Annotated in this window: 21 protein-coding genes and 1 pseudogene; 15 read left to right on the top strand and 7 right to left on the bottom strand. The window is 37.7% G+C overall.

The features are described from left to right. Positions 1-200 precede the first annotated feature (200 nt). The 6 genes from tnpA (at position 201) to IGI58_RS05920 (ending at position 3,577) form a co-directional block, all read left to right on the top strand. On the top strand, positions 201-656 hold the full coding sequence (gene tnpA / locus IGI58_RS05945; protein ID WP_429954156.1) for an IS200/IS605 family transposase: 456 nt from the start codon (positions 201-203) through the stop codon (positions 654-656). Between the two features lie 271 nt (positions 657-927). Beyond that, positions 928-1,230 (top strand): WXG100 family type VII secretion target, encoded by a 303-nt coding sequence (locus IGI58_RS05940; protein WP_088271859.1) that lies wholly within the window; start codon positions 928-930, stop codon positions 1,228-1,230. 59 nt (positions 1,231-1,289) lie between these two features. Next, entirely contained in the window at positions 1,290-1,580 is a 291-nt protein-coding gene (locus IGI58_RS05935) for a TIGR04197 family type VII secretion effector (RefSeq protein ID WP_429954157.1), read from the top strand. Continuing rightward, positions 1,577-1,747 carry a hypothetical protein gene (locus tag IGI58_RS05930; RefSeq protein ID WP_429954158.1) on the top strand — a complete coding sequence of 57 codons (171 nt, stop codon included), beginning with the start codon at positions 1,577-1,579 and terminating at the stop codon, positions 1,745-1,747. Before IGI58_RS05935 ends, IGI58_RS05930 begins: the two co-directional genes overlap by 4 nt. A gap of 206 nt (positions 1,748-1,953) precedes the next feature. Then, the gene (locus IGI58_RS05925) at positions 1,954-3,234 is read left to right on the top strand and encodes a hypothetical protein (protein ID WP_429954159.1); all 1,281 of its coding nucleotides are present in this window, start codon (positions 1,954-1,956) and stop codon (positions 3,232-3,234) included. 4 nt (positions 3,235-3,238) lie between these two features. After that, on the top strand, positions 3,239-3,577 hold the full coding sequence (locus tag IGI58_RS05920; protein ID WP_429954161.1) for a hypothetical protein: 339 nt from the start codon (positions 3,239-3,241) through the stop codon (positions 3,575-3,577). 139 nt (positions 3,578-3,716) lie between these two features. Here the strand turns inward: IGI58_RS05920 and IGI58_RS05915 are convergent, their stop codons facing one another. Continuing rightward, the gene (locus IGI58_RS05915; protein WP_429954162.1) at positions 3,717-4,229 is read right to left on the bottom strand and encodes a DUF6933 domain-containing protein; all 513 of its coding nucleotides are present in this window, start codon (positions 4,227-4,229) and stop codon (positions 3,717-3,719) included. Between the two features lie 131 nt (positions 4,230-4,360). Continuing rightward, a pseudogene (locus IGI58_RS05910) lies at positions 4,361-4,669 on the bottom strand (transposase); the annotation flags it as partial. A gap of 131 nt (positions 4,670-4,800) precedes the next feature. On the opposite strand from IGI58_RS05910, the gene IGI58_RS05905 reads away from it, so the two are divergent. The 5 genes from IGI58_RS05905 to IGI58_RS05885 all read left to right on the top strand — a co-directional run bounded on the left by IGI58_RS05905 (position 4,801) and on the right by IGI58_RS05885 (position 7,747). After that, positions 4,801-5,142 carry a hypothetical protein gene (locus IGI58_RS05905; protein ID WP_429954164.1) on the top strand — a complete coding sequence of 114 codons (342 nt, stop codon included), beginning with the start codon at positions 4,801-4,803 and terminating at the stop codon, positions 5,140-5,142. Positions 5,143-5,264: 122 nt separating this feature from the next. Next, positions 5,265-5,543, top strand: a complete 279-nt coding sequence (locus IGI58_RS05900) for a VOC family protein (protein ID WP_429954165.1) — start codon at positions 5,265-5,267, stop codon at positions 5,541-5,543. Between the two features lie 116 nt (positions 5,544-5,659). Further along, positions 5,660-6,157: a DUF1456 family protein gene (locus IGI58_RS05895; protein ID WP_429954167.1), complete on the top strand. Its 498-nt coding sequence runs from the start codon at positions 5,660-5,662 to the stop codon at positions 6,155-6,157. Between the two features lie 79 nt (positions 6,158-6,236). Further along, the gene (locus IGI58_RS05890; RefSeq protein WP_429954168.1) at positions 6,237-7,157 is read left to right on the top strand and encodes a helix-turn-helix transcriptional regulator; all 921 of its coding nucleotides are present in this window, start codon (positions 6,237-6,239) and stop codon (positions 7,155-7,157) included. A gap of 20 nt (positions 7,158-7,177) precedes the next feature. After that, positions 7,178-7,747 (top strand): YdeI/OmpD-associated family protein, encoded by a 570-nt coding sequence (locus IGI58_RS05885; RefSeq protein WP_429954170.1) that lies wholly within the window; start codon positions 7,178-7,180, stop codon positions 7,745-7,747. 85 nt (positions 7,748-7,832) lie between these two features. Here the strand turns inward: IGI58_RS05885 and IGI58_RS05880 are convergent, their stop codons facing one another. Further along, on the bottom strand, positions 7,833-8,348 hold the full coding sequence (locus IGI58_RS05880) for a DUF4865 family protein (RefSeq protein ID WP_429954171.1): 516 nt from the start codon (positions 8,346-8,348) through the stop codon (positions 7,833-7,835). A gap of 117 nt (positions 8,349-8,465) precedes the next feature. Here IGI58_RS05880 and IGI58_RS05875 point away from each other — a divergent pair, with 117 nt between their 5' ends. After that, positions 8,466-9,254 carry a LysR family transcriptional regulator gene (locus IGI58_RS05875; protein ID WP_429954172.1) on the top strand — a complete coding sequence of 263 codons (789 nt, stop codon included), beginning with the start codon at positions 8,466-8,468 and terminating at the stop codon, positions 9,252-9,254. A gap of 246 nt (positions 9,255-9,500) precedes the next feature. Here IGI58_RS05875 and IGI58_RS05870 read toward each other — a convergent pair whose 3' ends face one another. From IGI58_RS05870 to licT, 4 genes are all read right to left on the bottom strand, one after another. Then, a complete protein-coding gene (locus IGI58_RS05870; protein WP_087641931.1) occupies positions 9,501-10,493 on the bottom strand; it encodes a linear amide C-N hydrolase in 993 nt (330 codons plus the stop codon). Between the two features lie 170 nt (positions 10,494-10,663). After that, positions 10,664-12,091, bottom strand: a complete 1,428-nt coding sequence (locus IGI58_RS05865; RefSeq protein WP_429954174.1) for a glycoside hydrolase family 1 protein — start codon at positions 12,089-12,091, stop codon at positions 10,664-10,666. 99 nt (positions 12,092-12,190) lie between these two features. Further along, positions 12,191-14,089: a beta-glucoside-specific PTS transporter subunit IIABC gene (locus IGI58_RS05860; protein ID WP_429954175.1), complete on the bottom strand. Its 1,899-nt coding sequence runs from the start codon at positions 14,087-14,089 to the stop codon at positions 12,191-12,193. Between the two features lie 134 nt (positions 14,090-14,223). After that, positions 14,224-15,075 (bottom strand): BglG family transcription antiterminator LicT, encoded by an 852-nt coding sequence (gene licT / locus IGI58_RS05855; protein WP_429954177.1) that lies wholly within the window; start codon positions 15,073-15,075, stop codon positions 14,224-14,226. A 348-nt stretch (positions 15,076-15,423) separates the two neighbouring features. Here licT and IGI58_RS05850 point away from each other — a divergent pair, with 348 nt between their 5' ends. The 3 genes from IGI58_RS05850 to IGI58_RS05840 all read left to right on the top strand — a co-directional run bounded on the left by IGI58_RS05850 (position 15,424) and on the right by IGI58_RS05840 (position 17,581). Next, a complete protein-coding gene (locus IGI58_RS05850) occupies positions 15,424-15,696 on the top strand; it encodes a helix-turn-helix domain-containing protein (protein ID WP_429954178.1) in 273 nt (90 codons plus the stop codon). Further along, the gene (locus tag IGI58_RS05845) at positions 15,653-15,967 is read left to right on the top strand and encodes a hypothetical protein (RefSeq protein WP_429954179.1); all 315 of its coding nucleotides are present in this window, start codon (positions 15,653-15,655) and stop codon (positions 15,965-15,967) included. The genes IGI58_RS05850 and IGI58_RS05845 overlap by 44 nt, the downstream gene beginning before the upstream one ends. A 345-nt stretch (positions 15,968-16,312) precedes the next feature. Next, positions 16,313-17,581 (top strand): RidA family protein, encoded by a 1,269-nt coding sequence (locus IGI58_RS05840; RefSeq protein ID WP_429954181.1) that lies wholly within the window; start codon positions 16,313-16,315, stop codon positions 17,579-17,581. The last annotated feature ends 183 nt before the right edge of the window (positions 17,582-17,764 follow it).

The following is a 17,764-nucleotide window of genomic DNA, read 5'->3' as shown; positions in this document are numbered from 1 at the left end:
ATTAAGACGAATGTCTGACTTTAAAAGCATGAAGAGACACTGTGATTTTTTCTATCACAGTGTCTCTTCATATTTATTTAATGCCATAAGAAAACCACACGTTCTACGTGTGCGGAAACGGAAGCTTCAGCGTTAAAAATCTCCTTTCGCTATACTAATAATTGGCTACCAACCAAATTCTAAGCGAAAGGAGGTTTTTTATGTCTAATGACGATAAAAGTTTATCATATACACGTTGGAATTGTAAGTATCACATAGTATTTACCCCAAAATACAGAAGAAAAGCAATTTATGGACAGTTGAGAAAAGATATTGGAGCGATTTTGAGGAAATTATGTGAGATAAAGGAAGTAGAGATACTGGAAGCTCATGCAATGCCAGATCATATTCACATGTTAGTAAAAGTACCACCGAAAATAAGTATTTCAAGTTTTATGGGCTATTTAAAAGGTCGGAGTGCTGTACTCATTCATGAAAGGCATGCAAACTTGAAATACAATTATGGGAATCGAACATTTTGGGCAAAGGGCTATTATGTTAGCACTGTTGGATTGAATCAAAAGACGATTGAGAAATATATTCGAGAACAAGAAGCCGATGATCGAGTACGAGATAGTTTGACTAAAGTTGAGTACAAAGACCCTTTTAAGAAATAAAGTAAAATAAAAAGAAGACTTGGAAGCGGTTGGTGGTCTTTTTAATGGGCCCCTATAAGGGGCTTTTGCGTGTAGTGACCCCTTATAGGGGTGTTAAAAAGCCACCCGTTCACACGGGTGGATATTTACTTACATAGAAAAGTAGCCAAAAGAGGAATTTTCTTTCAGAAATAATCACAGTCAATCAATAATTTGAGAAAAATAGTCAGCTTTTTGTGTTAAAATGATAAAGAAACGTATTCAATCAAAATCAAAAGGAGAGATGAATAAAATGGCAGGAGACCGTATTAAATTATCGCCACAAGAACTACGCACGTCCGCAACAAAATATACGGATGGATCAAATCAGGTAAATGATATTCTACAAAAGCTTCAATCAGAACAAGACACGATTCAAGGGAATTGGGAAGGTTCAGGGTTTGACAGCTTTAATGATCAATTCGCTGCGTTAAAGCCAAAAGTGAGTGAATTTGCGGAACTGTTGGAACAGATCAACAAGCAGTTAAACGAAGTGGCCCAAATCATGGAAGAGACAGATCAAAATATTTCTTCTGCGATCGGTCGCGGACTATAAAAAAATTGGGGAGACCTGGGGCGTTCGTCTCCGGTCTTTTTTGTTAGGGAGGAAAGTACATGTCTATTTCAAGCAATACTAGTATTGCCGGTGCTGTGTCTGCTTCGTTTAGCCAATCTGCCAGTGCATTAAATAGTATTAGTGTTTCAGCTACGTCGTCAAGTACCAATGTGGCCGGTAATACACCAGCGATGCAGTCAATCAATGATTTTCAGCAAGGACTTAAAGGTTTATCGAACAGTATCGTATCTGCCGGTAATAATATTCATTCGATTGCTAAAGAATTTGACAAGGTTGATCAAAACATTGCACAGCTAACAAAATTTAACCTTCCGGGAGGTTTGCGATGAACGAGATCCAAAAGCAACAGGCACTAGAACAACAAACCTATCAGTTCAGGGTACAGCTGGAGCAACTTCAAGAGGATCAGTTGGCCATAAAAAAAGGAGCAGCGTTATGTAGAAGAACAACAAGAAGCATTTTTTCAGCTGCAACAGAAAGAGCAGGCAGCATATAATTTCGTCTTAAATAACTGTGAATCAGGTGAACGATCGTTTCTTCAGGAAAGAGGAGACGATAGTTTATACTTAGCGAAGAAAGCCCAACAAGAGTTTGAGGAGCAACTTCTTCAGCTGGAAAAAGAGAAGCATAGTTTAAATGATCAAGAAGATCAACTAAACAATGAACAACGAGCTTTTTGGAAACAACAGGAGGAGGGGACAAATGGGGCTTAAATTCTATGTGAGCGAAGCACAAGCACGTTCCTCACAAGCAGCACAATTAAACGGACAAGCAGGTCAGGCTATCGCTTCTTTACAAAGTAGTATTCAATTGTTCTTATCCGCACCGCTGTCCAGTAAAGCGTATGATTCAGCAAAGAACTATTTTATGGTTGCATACACGCCTTTGTGTCAATCTGCTATAATGACAGGAGAAGCGCTAGAAAGCGCACATAAGAAGTTTCTTAGCGATTATCAAGGATCAGTCAGTGGAATCGATACAGATGAAGATTTGATTTTAGAAGAGATCAACCGATTCGAGGACTTGAAACGGGATCTTGATCAACAAATGAGTACAGCCAAAACACCACGCCCAGATTTAGAACGTCGGTATATGAATGCGTGCGATGTGATCACACAGCGTAGAGAGAAACTAGCAAAATTTCATGCGTACAATGGCCGATCAGCTAGTATTTTTTCAGAGTATCAGGCATGTCAACGGGAATTTAATGCTGGTCTTGCTCAAGTAAAAGAGTGTAAAGCATGGAACTCAGCTTCAGGGACTTTTGATTTGGGGAGATTAAATATGTCTTGGGCGAAACCAATCACCACACGCTGGGAACAACGGGAAAAAATGAGACAAGAAAAGCTGAAAAATGGATCTACTGGTAAAGCCAATATGTTGGCTGATCATGGACTAACAGAAGCGGATCTTGTACAAGTTTCAGATCCACCGGAACTGGTCTATCAGAAGTATATAAAATTCGCAGCATTAGGATTGAATCCACACACAGGCAAACCACTAACTGATAAAGAAAAATGGCAGTTTCAGTATGCAGGACATGCAGGAACAATGTCAGACTTAATTGGTTTAGTTGGTGGAGCTTATGCTGGTCAAAAAGCTTCAGATATGGGTTATTACAATAACATAAAAAAAGTTGAACCGGTTACTAGAAATCCAAATACTACTACGGTAGGTCGTTGGATGTCAGACATTGAATATAACAAGATGAAAGAAAGTGGAAAAGTGCAGATGTCTCCAAACGGGAATCGGACTTATGTTGCTACTCCACCAAGTAAAGAAGCATTTCCAGCTGCACCAAAAGGATCATTATATACAGAATTTGATGTAAATTCTAAATCAATATATCCAGCTGGAAACAAAAATTGGGGGCAAATACCTGGTCCAGGGTCGTTAATTGATAGATTGAATCAGAAGAAAGGTCTACCACCAATTACAGAAATGCCTGATGCACTTAATATTAAAAAGTTAGGGGAGAAATAACCGTATGGATGATAAACAAAAATTGTATCAAAGCGTAAAACTGTTTATTGCTAAATGGATTGATGAAAATAAAGAGAATATAGAACAGAAAAACATTAGTATATCTGTTATACGTGATGAGGAGACTGGGTTAGTAGTAAGCTTTGAAAACGATGAAGTCATGGCTGAACTAGTAGTAGAACAACCTGATTTTGCACCGTATAGATTTGTTTCCTTTGAAGTGGCAGCTATTGAAGATGGTAGGGCAAAAATTGTATATAGCTGGTATGATAATGACACTACTACCAAGCAAGAAATTGATAATGCGTTAATAAATGGAATAGATTTCATTAGTAATAGTTAAAATTAATCATTTTAGGTTACAGTAGATAGAGGACTATTGTCCGACTTTAAAAGCACGAAAAGTATCATGATGAAAATCATGATACTTTTTCGTTAGAGGGAAAGTTCAATAGAGTTGCCCAAAAAGAGAATTAGAAAATCTATAGCTTATCTAACTCTCTTTTTACAACGTCAATGCTAAAAGAGTATTCCGGAGTCATACTACGGTAAGGAGTTTTAGCAAGAAATTCCATTACAGAAGTTTGCAGTCGAGAATCTAAATCAATATCTTCAGGGGAACATTTCAACATTTGAATCATGTTGTTGTTAATCCCACTAATTGAACGGTTATAGGCATAAGAAATTTCCATTCTACCGGCCTTTAAAAAATATTTTTTGATCAGATAAGGTTTGTCTGTACTATAGCTAAAAACATGTTCAATTCCTTCCTTTATATAAATGGATAGTTGTTTTTTATTTTTAGCATTAATATCAGCTAAAACGATTGGAGAAAAAGACAGGTCATTAACTAAGACTAAAATTTTCTTCCTGTCTAAAGTAAAATAATTAGCATGCCAAGAAAAAAAGGAACGTTCCGTTGAACTTGATATATTAGTAGAAATTGGAAATTCGCTGAAAAGTGGTAATGATTTTTTTGTGGGGACAATGATCATAAGTAAACTCCTTTAACGTTTATCATGAGTACAGTATAACATACACTGAGGAAATGGTTTAAAGTACAAATTGAACGTATACCAAAAACATTCGTTTTTGGAATTTAAATTAAGCACAGAACAAAGTGTTTTTATGTATAATACATTATTGAAAACAACAAAATTTTCAATTCAAAATGAGTAGTAATTTTTAAACTTATTTTTTCTTTTATAGATGCCTTTCTCTCCATATATTTCCCTATTTTTCTTAAATTTAACGCCATGAGTGCCAAGCCAATGTCAATTTTCGCTCCTTCTTTCCCTCGCAAGTGGAAACGATGGAACGCCAAATGAGCCTTCAGATGACCAAACACTGGTTCGACATCGATTTTTCGTTTCCGGTAAATCGAACCTGTTTTTTCCTCTAAAAGCTTCTTTTTACATTCTGCTTTGAAAGAGCGATTGATTTAAAAGGTGTAGGTAAAGGTCTAGGGCAAGGAAGAATAACCTACGAAAGAGATAGCAATGGAAATATCAAAATTACTGATGTAACAACAAAACATAATTATAAAAAATAAGGGTGAACTATACAATGAAAATGGAACATATTATGATAGAACTTTTTTTAGAAGACGACGTAGATTTGAATCAAGATTTGGAACAAGGTGCGAAGTTTAAGAATCTTATTGACTCGAGCAAAGGAGTTACAATTGTAGAGCATGAAGTAGCCTATGTTGGAAAAAATGGCTTTGTACATGGAGTGGAAGATTCAATCGGATTTGGTGGAGAAATGGATATCGATTCAGCCATAGAAAATTCAGTAGAAAAAAGAGAATACTTAACTTCTCTATGGGAAAAAGTATGCAGAGAAAAAATAGATGAAGCATATGAAGAATATATGAAACTGAAACACGAGTATTTGAGTAGAAATTGAGATTCCAAAAGATGTAGAGCGTAAAATTAAAAAGCTTTCTCCTGAACAGAAAAAAAGCATTGGATAATGCATCCTGACTATCAAAACTTAAAACAATAAATATTTTAGGAAGCGAAATTAAGTTGGATTTTGGTAAATCAGTAAGCTTCGGTGAAAAGGACATCGCTAGTGGAGATCCTGGAGGAAGCTTTTGGCTGACAGAAGGAGAACCTAGACTGTTTCATATTGCCTTTAGCGCAGTTTCACAGGAAGAAGTCAATGAATTTTATGAGACAGCTTTAAAAGCGGGAGGAACAGATAACGGTAAACCGGGGGACAGACCAGACTATGGTGTTAGTTACTATGCAGCCTTTATTTTTGATCCAGATGGGTACAATATCGAGGCTGTTTATCATGGGTAGTGTTAGGTGAGTATCAAGTATTAAAAAATCCAGCTAAAATCCTAAACAAATTAATGCATTCTCCAAAAGAAACCTTTATACTAAAGAGACGAAGAAACAGTTTCTGGAGGGACAGCATGAATAATAATGATATACTGATTCGACTGCGCTATGCATTAGATATCAAAGATACAGATATGATCAAGATTTTTAAATTAGGCGGTCTTGATGTTACAAAAGAGGAGCTACGTGTGCTGCTAACGAAGCAAGAGGAAGCGGATGATCTGCCGCGGGATGCTGTTTGTGATGATCGTACACTAGAAATTTTCTTGAATGGATTGATCACATTCAAAAGAGGAACACCGCCTGTTAAAAATGGCGTTGCACCTAAACCGTCATTTTTGATTTCGAGTCAGCGTAATGTGAATAATGTGATGCTGAAAAAAGTCAAAATCGCTTTGGCATTGACCAGTGATGATATGCTGGATGTTTTGCGTTTGGCTGGAGTTTACGCTTCTGATAGTGAATTGAGTGCGATCCTCAGAAAAGAAGGGCACCGAAACTATAAAGAATGTAAAGACCGTTATGCTAGAAATTTCCTAAAAGGTTTGGCGATCAAGTATCGTGATTTATAATAAAGTATTAAGGATAGAACTGGTCATCAACAGCTGGTTTTATCTTTTTTTCTACAATAGTTAATGTGAGGAGGACACGATGAAAAAGATCGAACGAATCTTAGCGATCATCGTATTGCTGTTAGAAAATGAACGTATTTCAACGGCTCAACTGGCAGAGCGTTTTAGCGTAACAAAGCGAACGATTTTCAGAGATATTGAAACGATCGAGCTAGCTGGTTTTCCTATTATTTCTCATTCGGGTCGCAACGGCGGTTTTTCATTGATGGAGTCATTTAAGCTGCGGACATATACCTACAGCGGTGAAGAAAAGCAAGCGATCTTAGAAGCCTTGGATGTCAAAGAAGGTCTATTTGGGATTTTTGATCAGCAAACGACGATCAAAGAAAAAATCGAACTGGTTCAAAAAACAGCGAATACGGATAAAATAATACCGCATTTTTCCTTTGAATCTCCAACTATGCACCGTCCAGAAATCGAGCTTGAGACGAAACAAAAAATCAATCAAATCAATTTGGCTCTGAAAAACAAACAGAAATTATTGGTCGATTATATAGACAATAAAGGAGAACACACGAAGCGGCTCATTCATCCTTATGAAGTGATATTGAATAATGGTAGTTGGTATGTCTATTCTTTTTGTGAAAAACGAGAGGCATTCAGGTATTTTAAAATCACTCGAATTCGGCAGTTGGTTCTTCAAAAAGAGCTGTTTACTTTAGTTGCTTCTTCAAGAGAAAAGCAAAAAGAACATCCAGGCAGTGCTATTCGATTACAGTTTCCAAAAGAAGATCTAGGGAAGTTATATGATTATTATACAGAAGCTGAAATCCAAATAGTAGATACACATATAGAAGTGAGTATATATGCCAATCAACAAAAAACGATTCTGCCATTTTTATTGATGTTTGGTCATGGGGTGAAGGTGATTGCACCCAAAGAATTACGATTACTACATCAACAGGAAATCGCTAAGTTGGCGCAAACCTACGATGATTGAGTTAGGAGGAAGTGATACCAATGGAGATCGATAATCTATTACCAGTGACAACGAGACAAGAGTTAAGGGTGTGGCTGCAAGAAAATAGCACCACTCAAAAATATTGCTGGGTGATCGTAAGTGTCAAACCTGAACCCAATAAAATCCAGTATTTAGATGCGGTAGAGGAAGCATCATGCTTCGGCTGGATCGACGGGATCAAAAAGAAAGCATCTGAGACTCAAACAGCTCAGCGTTTGTCACCTAGAGGGCCTAAAAGTTCGTGGACCGAATTAAATAAAGAAAGGGTCCGCCGTCTGGAACGTTTGGGCCAGATGACGGAACAAGGACGAAAAGTTTTGCCGGACATGGCTCCTGCTTCGTTTAAAATCGATGAAGAAGTTGAAATGCGTTTAAAAGAAGAGGCGATCGTCTATCAGAATTTTTTGGCTTTCCCGGAATTGTATCGCCGTATTCGGATCGACACGCTTCAAGGGTACAAAGAAGTACAGCCGGAAATATTTGAGAAGCGTTTAACAAAGTTGATCGAAAATACTCGAGCGAACAAGATGTATGGTGCCTGGCATGATGATGGCCGTTTGTTGGAATAAAGTGTTTGAATTAAACTGCCATTCAACAGTTATGCAAAAGAGCGTCTAATTGTCGAATAGAAGAACTGCTTTTTCTACGGACATGTTACTCCGATAGATGAAGCAGTTCATAAACTGTCCTGCTATCTGTGAAGTCTTCTGGAGCCTGTGCAAAGAAATAAAATTCAACATACCTCCATTTATCTGGGTTATACACCAGAACTTTTCCTAAGCAATCCGTAGCTTTGAGAGAAAAGTCTGGCGTTGTCATGTGTTCTGCTGGTTGAATCGGATGCTCAATTTCAACTACATATGCGGCTTGAGCAAACATTGCTGATCGTTCGATTTTAAGTGGAACAGCGACAGCGATGTGCTGCCAGCCAAATGAAGCTAAAATATTATCGTAGAATCCCTCAAAAATAAACTGATTCATTCCCTTAGCGTCATTCCAAATATAAAAAGGAGCGTATTCCTTTTTGGTTGGTGTATCGATGATCAGGTAGGCTTTAAATAATAAGCCAGGAAAGTGATCTGTTTTGTGACCATTGTCGGTGATTCTTTGCCTGATGATCTTCATATCGTAATCGTTTGGTAAGGTGATTTTATATTGCATAGCATTCATAGATCTGCACGTCCTTTCTGTGTGAGTTCATTATACAAAGGGAAACCCTAAGTGTATAATGGTAAAATAGCATCATGGTTATTCCATATTGGAATAGACATATGGATGGGGGATATCATGGAGACAAATGACCTTAAAATCTTTAACGAAGTTGCGCAATTAAAATCAACGATCAAAGCAGCAGAAAAGCTGAATTATGTGCAATCAACAGTGAGCAAAAGAATGGTTCGCTTGGAGAATCAGCTGGGAAGAAAATTGTTTCATAGGACAAACCGCGGGATGGCGTTGACTGAAGATGGTGAACGATTTTTGGACTATACGACACGAATTTTAGCAACGATTTCAGAAATGGAAGAAGCCTTTTGCTTGGACAAAAGACAAGTACGAGTCGGCGGCACACAAGTGATCACTCAGAATTATTTACAGTGCTATATTTTTGATGAGAGCCTCTCGATTTTTACGAAACCAACGGCTGATTTGGTTCAAAAATTAAAAGCAGGTGTGATCGATTTCATACTATTAAATAAAAAGATAAACAATCAGAAACTAAAGGAAGTTCAGAGAATCAAAGAAAAGTTAGTATGGACGCAAGCGAAGAGGAATAATACGGAACTGTTTGAAAATAAAATTCTTATTAGCAGAGAAAAAGATTGCCCATATAGAAACGCGACCTTGGAGATCCTGAAAAAACAGAACCAAATAGAAGCCTCTGTTATTGAAATCGATACCTTGGATATTATGGTAACGATGCTTGAAACGAATAAAGCAGCTGCGATTTTACCGAAAAAACTAGTGGATTCGAATGAAAAGCTCCAAGTATTACCGAACCAAGTGCAGAAACAAGGCATGATTTACGTGTATACTACGCAAGAAATGCCGTTAAATAAAGGGTTTAAACTTTTATAGACAGAAAAAAAGGTTGAGACAGAAGTGTTTAATCCCGAAAAATAAGAAAGAATTCACGAAAATTGTTTTGCAAATTTTTGTGAATTCTTTCTTATTTCCGACCTTCAAAGCTTAGGGCTTTAGCCCTTAGCATTTGATGAGATCGGAGTGCAACGTAGTGGGATTGCTTCTGCGCTCACCGTTTATCCGGAGTACGTGTGTCCGGGATTTGACTCGCAAAGTTTTGTCCCAGTCACTTTCCTACGATTATTTTTTATTGCGATATAAAATATCTTCAGTATCTGAACTTGACCAGATTTTTCCGTTTGGCGCATCGAAGTCTTCAGCGGTTAGATCAATACAGCGAATACGTTGGTTATTGTATGTTTTATAGTAATATTTCAATGAACTATTCATCATGATCGATGTATATTGGGTATAATCATAAGAATCTGTTGTTTGTACGAGCCCTTTTGGAACACTCACGTTGGAAAGAACATGGAATGCAGCAGTTACTGCGTCTACTTCTGATTCGACCTCTTGTAAACAAGATTTCAGAAAGGCTGCCCGAATAAACCGTGAGGGTGATGTAAAATCACCTGGAAGGCCGAAAGAACCAGCGCCTTCACCGAAAGGTCTCATGATGATATTTTGCAATTGAAATTCTGTTTTTTGAGTCGTTGAAAGACCGATATAGTTTCTAAGATTTGTCACATGCCATAGATAGTCCGGGCTGTTGGTCATCACACCGACTGTATTATCATGGATTTGCAGGATTTCATCAATATATTCGATCACGATGCTTTGACCTGAGGCATCAGTAACGACCCAATGAAGAGGTAAAACAGTCTCAAGAAAGTCTAATGGAATGTTTTCAATTTGGGCATTTTCCATCACTTCTGCAGCTTCTCGAACTGTTGCGCAAGAAGAGAGTAAAAATGGAACAACATCATGTGGGGCTAAGGGATATGTTTTATCATGTGCTTGATCGTTATAGTCGGCATAACCTGAAAAATAAAGAGTTGCACAAGACAAGCCTTTTTCATTTAAACCATCCGCGAAGATGAAGGCGTCATTTTCTTGTCGCGCCATTCCTACGAAGGCATAGTCATTTTTATGATTATCACTGTCATCATTATTAAAAACAAACTTTTTTCTAGGAATAAATGTTGGCTCTGCTTCTAAAACTACACCAAAATCCATTGTTCGAGCCAATAAAACATCTTGCTCATCAGTCGTCATCGTGATACTTGTACACATGGAAATCTCTCCCTCTTTTATAAATGTTCTCTTTTTAAAATTTTAACGTACTTTTATGACAGAGACAAACAAAAGACCATAGTATTAAGCATTTATTAAACTAAAAACTGTAAAATCTATTAGAAAGGCTAAATGATTTTACAGTTTTTTTTAGTTATTCAATTTTTTCGTTAATTAGAAAGGTTTTCGCCGTTTGATTCAATTACTTGTTTGTACCAATAGAAAGAGTTTTTACGACTTCTCGTTAAAGTGCCGTTTCCTTCATCGTCACGATCAACGTAAATAAATCCATAACGCTTGCTCATTTCTCCAGTTCCCGCACTGATCAAATCGATACAGCCCCACGGCGTATAGCCGATCAAGTCTACACCATCTTCGATCGCCTTATCCATTTCGATGATATGCTGTTTGAAATAATCGATTCGATAATCATCATTGATCGAACCATCTGCTTCTACTTCATCGAAAGCGCCAAGACCATTTTCCACTACCATCAAAGGAATCTCATAGCGAGAATAAATTTGATTTAGTGTATAGCGTAATCCGATGGGATCGATCTGCCAACCCCAGTCGCTGCTTGGTAAATATTCGTTTGAGACACCTCCGAAAAGATTCCCGCCGGATTTGTCATCACGCTGATCTAAGTCGTCAGCGATACAAGTTGTCATGTAATAACTAAATGTATAGTAATCGACAGTTCCAGCTTGAAGGATCTGCTGATCTTCTTCAGTGATCTCTACTTGGATATTGTTTTTTTCAAAGTAGCGTTTCATAAAGTAAGGATATTTTCCTTTTACTTGCACATCACCACAGAAATAATTGAATTTGTCATTGATTTGTTGTGTTTTCAGTACATCTTCAGGGCGGCAGGTTTTGGGATACATAGTGATGTAAGCCAGCATACAGCCGATTTTAAAGTCTGGATTGATTTTATGTCCAGCGCTTACTGCTTTAGCAGATGCTAGAAAGACATTATGCAGCGCTTGATACTGTTCTGTTTCTGTATATTCCCGATTGAATAGACCGCTGATCCGTAACCCATGTTCCATTGTACCAAAATTGATTTCATTGAAGGTCAGCCAGTATTTCACTTTATCTTTATAGCGATTGAACAAAGTCGTTGCATAGCGTTCATAAAAACCGATCGTGCGTTTATCTAAAAAGCCATCATATTCTTTACCTAAATGAAACGGTAGTTCAAAGTGGGAAATCGTTACCAGCGGCTCAATGCCATATTTTGCAAGTTCATCGAAAACATCATCATAAAATTGTAATCCAGCTTCATTGGGTGTTTCCTCATCGCCATTTGGGAAAATCCGTGTCCAGGCAATCGATAAACGGTATACTTTGAAGCCCATTTCAGCGAATAAAGCAATGTCTTCTTTATAATGGTGATAAAAATCGATTCCAGTATGACTCGGATAATAATATTTTTCTGTATCGATCGTCAGATCAAATGTTCTGCGGGTTCCTGCGGTTCTGCTTCCAGCCCGATTGTGATCGTTGATGGAGTCACCTTTTCCATCTACATTCCAGGCTCCTTCACATTGATTAGCAGCTGTTGCGCCGCCCCATAGAAAATTTTTTGGAAATGTCATGAATGTCTGCTCCTTCGTTGGTTAAATGTATTTTAGTTGAAAAGAAAAATTGTGGGAGGATGAGTTTATTCATTTCCCACAATTTCATTTAAAGCACTGCTAGTTCGAAATGACTGCTGTAATGAGAATATCTCCTTGTTTCACAGCTGTTTCGGAAGTCGGGATCACATCTGCGTAATCAGGTGTGTTGGTTATGATAATCGGCACCTGTGTGCTGTAACCAGCAGCTTCGATTGCTTCAATATCAAATGTGACTAATTTGTCTCCTTTTTTAACAGTTGCATTTTGTTCTACGAAAGATTCAAAGCCTTCGCCTTCAAGCTGAACCGTGTCGATCCCAATATGGATCAAGACTTCAGTTCCGTTATCTGATATCAAACCAATGGCATGTTTTGTCGGGAATAGAGTCATGATCGTTCCATCAAATGGGGCAACGATTTCACCGCGGGCAGGTTCGATAACTACCCCTTTGCCCATGATACCTTCAGAAAAGGCAGCATCTCTTGCTTCGCTTAATGGCAATACTTTTCCTTCAAGTGGTGAAAATACTTCATCTTTACCTAATTTCTTTTTTTGACCAGTTGCAGCTAATTTTGCTTCTTCTTTTGATAATTGAACAGTTGGTTCGTCGTCTTTGAATCCTAAAGCCCAAGCTATTGCAAAACCAGCTGCTAGAGCACACGCATCTAAAATCATTGCGTAAATCGCAAACTTAACATCGCCATCTGGCGAGATAGAGCTTGGATAGCGGAATATTCCTAAGCCGCCCATTTGATAGCCTTGCATACCTAATCCCATAGCGATGGCACCGGTAACCCCTCCAACAATACAAGATGCCCAAAAAGGTTTTTTTCTAGGTAAAGTGATACCGTAAATAGCCGGTTCAGTTACACCGAAGATACCTGAAATAAAAGCAGGGATTGATAATTCTTTTAATTTCGCATTTTTAGTTTTCAACATGACCGCTAATACTGCACCAGTTTGAGCAAAACTCACACTACCTGATGGTGTTAATAATGATGTTGGATCACCTTGAGATAACGCAATAATGGCAAATGGAATAAGTGCCCAATGTAGACCGAACATAACAAGAATTTGCCAAGAGAAACCAAGAATTGCACCAAATAAAATTGGGCTGAAACTTTGAATAGAAAGTAAGCCATTTCCTAAAGCATCAGAAACAGTATTCATGACTGGTCCGATAACTAAGAATGTTAATGGAATCGTTACAAGCGCTGTTAAAAATGGAACAATAAACAACTTAATAACGTCAGGAATAACTTTTCTTAATTGCTTTTCTAAAAAGGCAGCAAAAGCCGCCGCCGCAATAATCGGCATAACCGTAGAACCATAACCAGCAGGCGGAATAGAGAATGGAATACCAAAGAAATTAAGCCCACCCGCTTCTGCAAATTGAGCAGTAGCTGCACCTTCTAAAAATCCAGGATAGACTAGACTTGATGCGATTAACATCCCAAGGAAGGGTGAGCCGCCAAATTTTTTCATTGCTGTGTAACCAATAAAGATTGGTAAGAATGTGAATAATCCGTCACCCATTGCATTAAAAATAGCTGATGTTGACGACTCCGCAAAGCCAGTTCCTAACGCGAAAATTAAAATGGCATTAACCCCTTTTAACATACCGGCTGCAGACAGTGGCGCTAAAATTGGTTGGAAAATAGCGGAAATCATATCGACGAATCGATCAAATAAATTGCCTTTAGGTCCATCATCTGCAACAGGTTCTAAAACACCTAGGACTGCGTCAACATCTTTGCGTACATCTGGGACGTGGTTTCCGATCACGACTTGATATTGTCCGCCAGCCTGCATAACTGTTACAACGCCGTCCATGTTTTTCAATACTTCCGTATTTGCTTTACTTTCGTCTTTTAATTTGAAACGTAGACGAGTGATACAATTTGTCAGTGAGTTGACATTTTCTTTTCCGCCAACTTCTTTTACAATATTTTTTGCTAATTCTTCATATTTGCCCATTTTCTTTCCTCCAAATGTTTTTTTGTTTAATTTAGAGGTCTCGCCAACTGAATGTCACGATCCATGTCCTTTCCAAAGACGGGGATTTCCGATGCTCCTTTTCTTTAAATTATTTATCTTAAGAGAAATGTCTCTTAATCTCTGGTTTTTTCAATAATTCGCGCAAGGTGAATCGTAATGTAAACTTGTTCATCTTTTGAAATGGTATAATTGCGTCTTGTTTTAAGAAGTTCTGCGACTTTTTTTGTTACCTCAAAAGCTTCAGGATATTGGTTAGTCACGAGTAGAAATAGCTCATTTTCGACTTGATTTTCTTCTTTTTCCAATGCATTATTTTTTAAGACCCGCTCTGAGAAAAATTTGAGATGGGTGATAAATCGTTGGAAGTAAATATCATTTTCAACAAAGTTGATTTTTAATGTGTATTTGATCACCGTTAAAATTTCTTCGATCAACTGTGTTAAACTGACTGCATCTTCATGACTGTTGTCGATGCCGGCATTGGTGATATGAAGTGCTAAAAAGCCAGCTTCATCATCAGTCAAGTTGACTGCTAGTTTTTGATTGACGATCTGGATCGCTTTTCGAGCGATTTTTAGCTCGTTCGGGAAAAAGCGTTTAATGTCCCATAACAAGAAATTTTTTACCTGAATATTATTTTTTTCACGCTGGATTGCGGAATGGAGATGATCGGCAATAGCGATAAAAGCGATCTCATTTAGTTTTTTATCTAATGTTCGAGTCGCATAGGAAACAATTTCGTAGGAGATACTGATGATTTCTTCTGGAATTTCAGAGAAAACTTTTTCGATCTGCTCTGGTTCCACTTGATTTTCTAATTTGAATACTTTTTCAACTTTTTCTTCATTTACTTGTGCACCGGCCTTCATCTGAAAACCCAGTCCATTACCCATCAAAATAACTTCTTCATATTCTTCGTTTGTGACGATGACAACATTATTATTCAGAATTTTTAGAATTTCCAAAGCAGTATCCCCCTTACTCCTATGAAATAGAAAAAACCTAAACAAGCCCTTTTCAAGCATTGTTTAGGTTTAGCTTAACTTAATAATCACTATCCTACTTACAATGCAAATATACAGCATAGAGAAAGCGCTGTCAATGGTTTGTTTAAGGAAATGATTAGAAGAAAATAAGTTTCATACATTCTGAACATGAACTGCTTTATTTTGTCTAAAAAGCTGGAGGAATCTCAGGCAACGATACGTTGCTTTTCAAAAATTGCTTTTAGCAACGAAAAAGTGACAAGAAAATAAGGGTTCTTCTTTTCTTATGGATCAAAAAACGCTATGGTTAGAACAGGAGGGGACGAGATGATAACTATTGGGGCCAACATTCAAGCCTATCGAAAAATAAAGCATATGACTCAAGCAGAGTTAGCGGAGAAATTACACGTATCAAGACAAACGATTTCTAAATGGGAGTTGGATAAAAGTATGCCAAGTATCGAGTACCTCGTTCAGCTTAGTCAAAAACTTGACATTACACTGGATCAATTAATTAAAAATACGGGAAGTAAAAAGGAAATGGGGGGGGACAGCAATGAAAAAAGCATTGTTACTAGTACAAAACTACAAACCATCTGAAGATACGACTTGGGGGATGGAGGCACAAGACTATGGAACGAGAGACTTTCTTGCGAATTTAGCACAAAAATATCCTCAGTATGACTGGCGTGCTGTGACCTTTAAGGAATTAGAAAGTCTACTTTCAAACGTTCAAGTAGAGTTTATTCTTGTGACTCCGGCGGCCGAAAGATTCTTAGACCGATTAAAGAAACTATATCATGGTGAAATCCGTGTTCTCAAATCCAATGAATATGCACAGATAACACTGAACCATATATTAAAAAAATAATACTTGAGAAGATCTGTTAGAGAAAGAAAACTATGCTGCTAGCTTAACACGTTTTGCAGCATAGTTTTTTGAGAGCATAGTTGAGATGATAAAGGCAAATGCATATCTTTTCTACACAAAGAAAAATAAATTTAGGAATCCCTTATTGAAATGTTAGCGCTATTATTGTAGACTAAAATGAGTGATATGATTTTTATCAATTTGTCATGATTTTATAAAAGCAGGAAAATGAAAGTGATCAAGCTCTGATTTATTGTTAATGCTTATTTTGAAAGCGTTAACAAAAATGTTTGGAGACAGACTATTTTCGTTTAAATGTATCTAAAAGAAAAGAGGAATGAAACAATGAGCAATGAAAATGCAGTACTAGCAAGAAATACAGAGAATGCACCGCAAAATGCCCTTGCAGCACAGTCGGTTGCTTTTTCTCACTACAACAATCTATCTGCGCAGTTACCAATCGATCCCGAATCCGGTAAGCTAGTATCTGGCGGAATCAGCAAACAAGCTGAGCAGTGTTTTAAAAATATCCAGTCGATCGTTGAGAGTATCGATCATAGAATGAGTGATATCGTCAGGGTCACTATTTTTGTCAAAAACATACAAGACTGTGATGCAGTAGATGAAGTCTATGCATCTTTTTTTAAAAGCTATCATCCGTCAAAAACAGTCGTTGCAGTTGCCGACTTACCACAAAACGCATTGGTACAAATCGAAGCACTTGTTTCAAATGGAGAAGGAACGATCCCGAATGCACCGCAAGCTGGTGATTTAATTAAGCTTACAAATGAGACAGCCAATGCACCGGTCGATCCGTTAGCAAGTCAAAGAGTTGCATTTTCTCATTATAATAATCTATCCGCTCAACTGCCGATCGATCCAAAAACTGGGAGAGTCGTTGCTGGTTGTGTGAAAAAACAAACAGGTCAATGCTTGAAAAATATCAAAGCTATCCTGGAAAGCATCGATGTTCCATTTGATGATATCGTTAAAATCAATATTTACTTGAAAGACTTATCGAAAATGGAAGCCGTAAATAAAGTTTATGCTACCTTTTTCCCTGATTCGGCTATTGCGCGCTCCGTAGCCTATCTTCCTGCACGAACAGTGATTGCAGCTGCTGATTTACCAATGGGGGCTGAGGTTCAAATCGAAGCTGTAGTTTCACATGGTGATGGAACGCCGCCTCAAGCAATCGAGGATCGACATGGGCTTATTATAGAAGCAAATAATACTGACAAAGCACCGAAGTGCCCCTTCTCAACACAAACGGTCGCCTTTTCACATTACAATCATTTGTCCGCACAATTACCGATCGATCCAAAAACCAATACTCTTGTAACAGGTGGAATAAAAGAGCAAACGAAACAATGCTTAGAGAACATCAAAGCGATTATTGAAAGTGTGGATCATACACTGGAGGACATGGTCAAAGTGAATATTTTCGTTAAAGATTTAGAAGATATGAATGCCGTAGATGAAGTGTATAAAACTTTCTTCTCAAAAGGTACTCCAGCAAGAAAAGTGATCGGTGTAACTGAGTTGCCAACAGGTGCGTTGATTCAGATCGATGCTATTGCTGGAAATGCGGAAGGAACACCGCCGATCGTTTGAACCTTAGAGTAAGATGCTTACTATAATAACAATGATTTATATAGATAAACCCGTGAAGACTTTTATACAGTAAGCTCACGGGTTTATACTATTGTACGGAATAAATCTCATGTTGAATCAGAGGATAGTTGAAGAGAAAATATAATATACTTACTAAAAAGTAAGTAATATACAAAGTACTGA

It is taken from the genome of Enterococcus sp. AZ020, assembly GCF_050499205.1.
GTDB classification, from domain to species: Bacteria; Bacillota; Bacilli; order Lactobacillales; family Enterococcaceae; genus Enterococcus_L; species Enterococcus_L dunnyi.
Note: the sequence above shows the minus strand (reverse complement) of the source record. Positions and strands in the feature narration are given on the sequence as shown.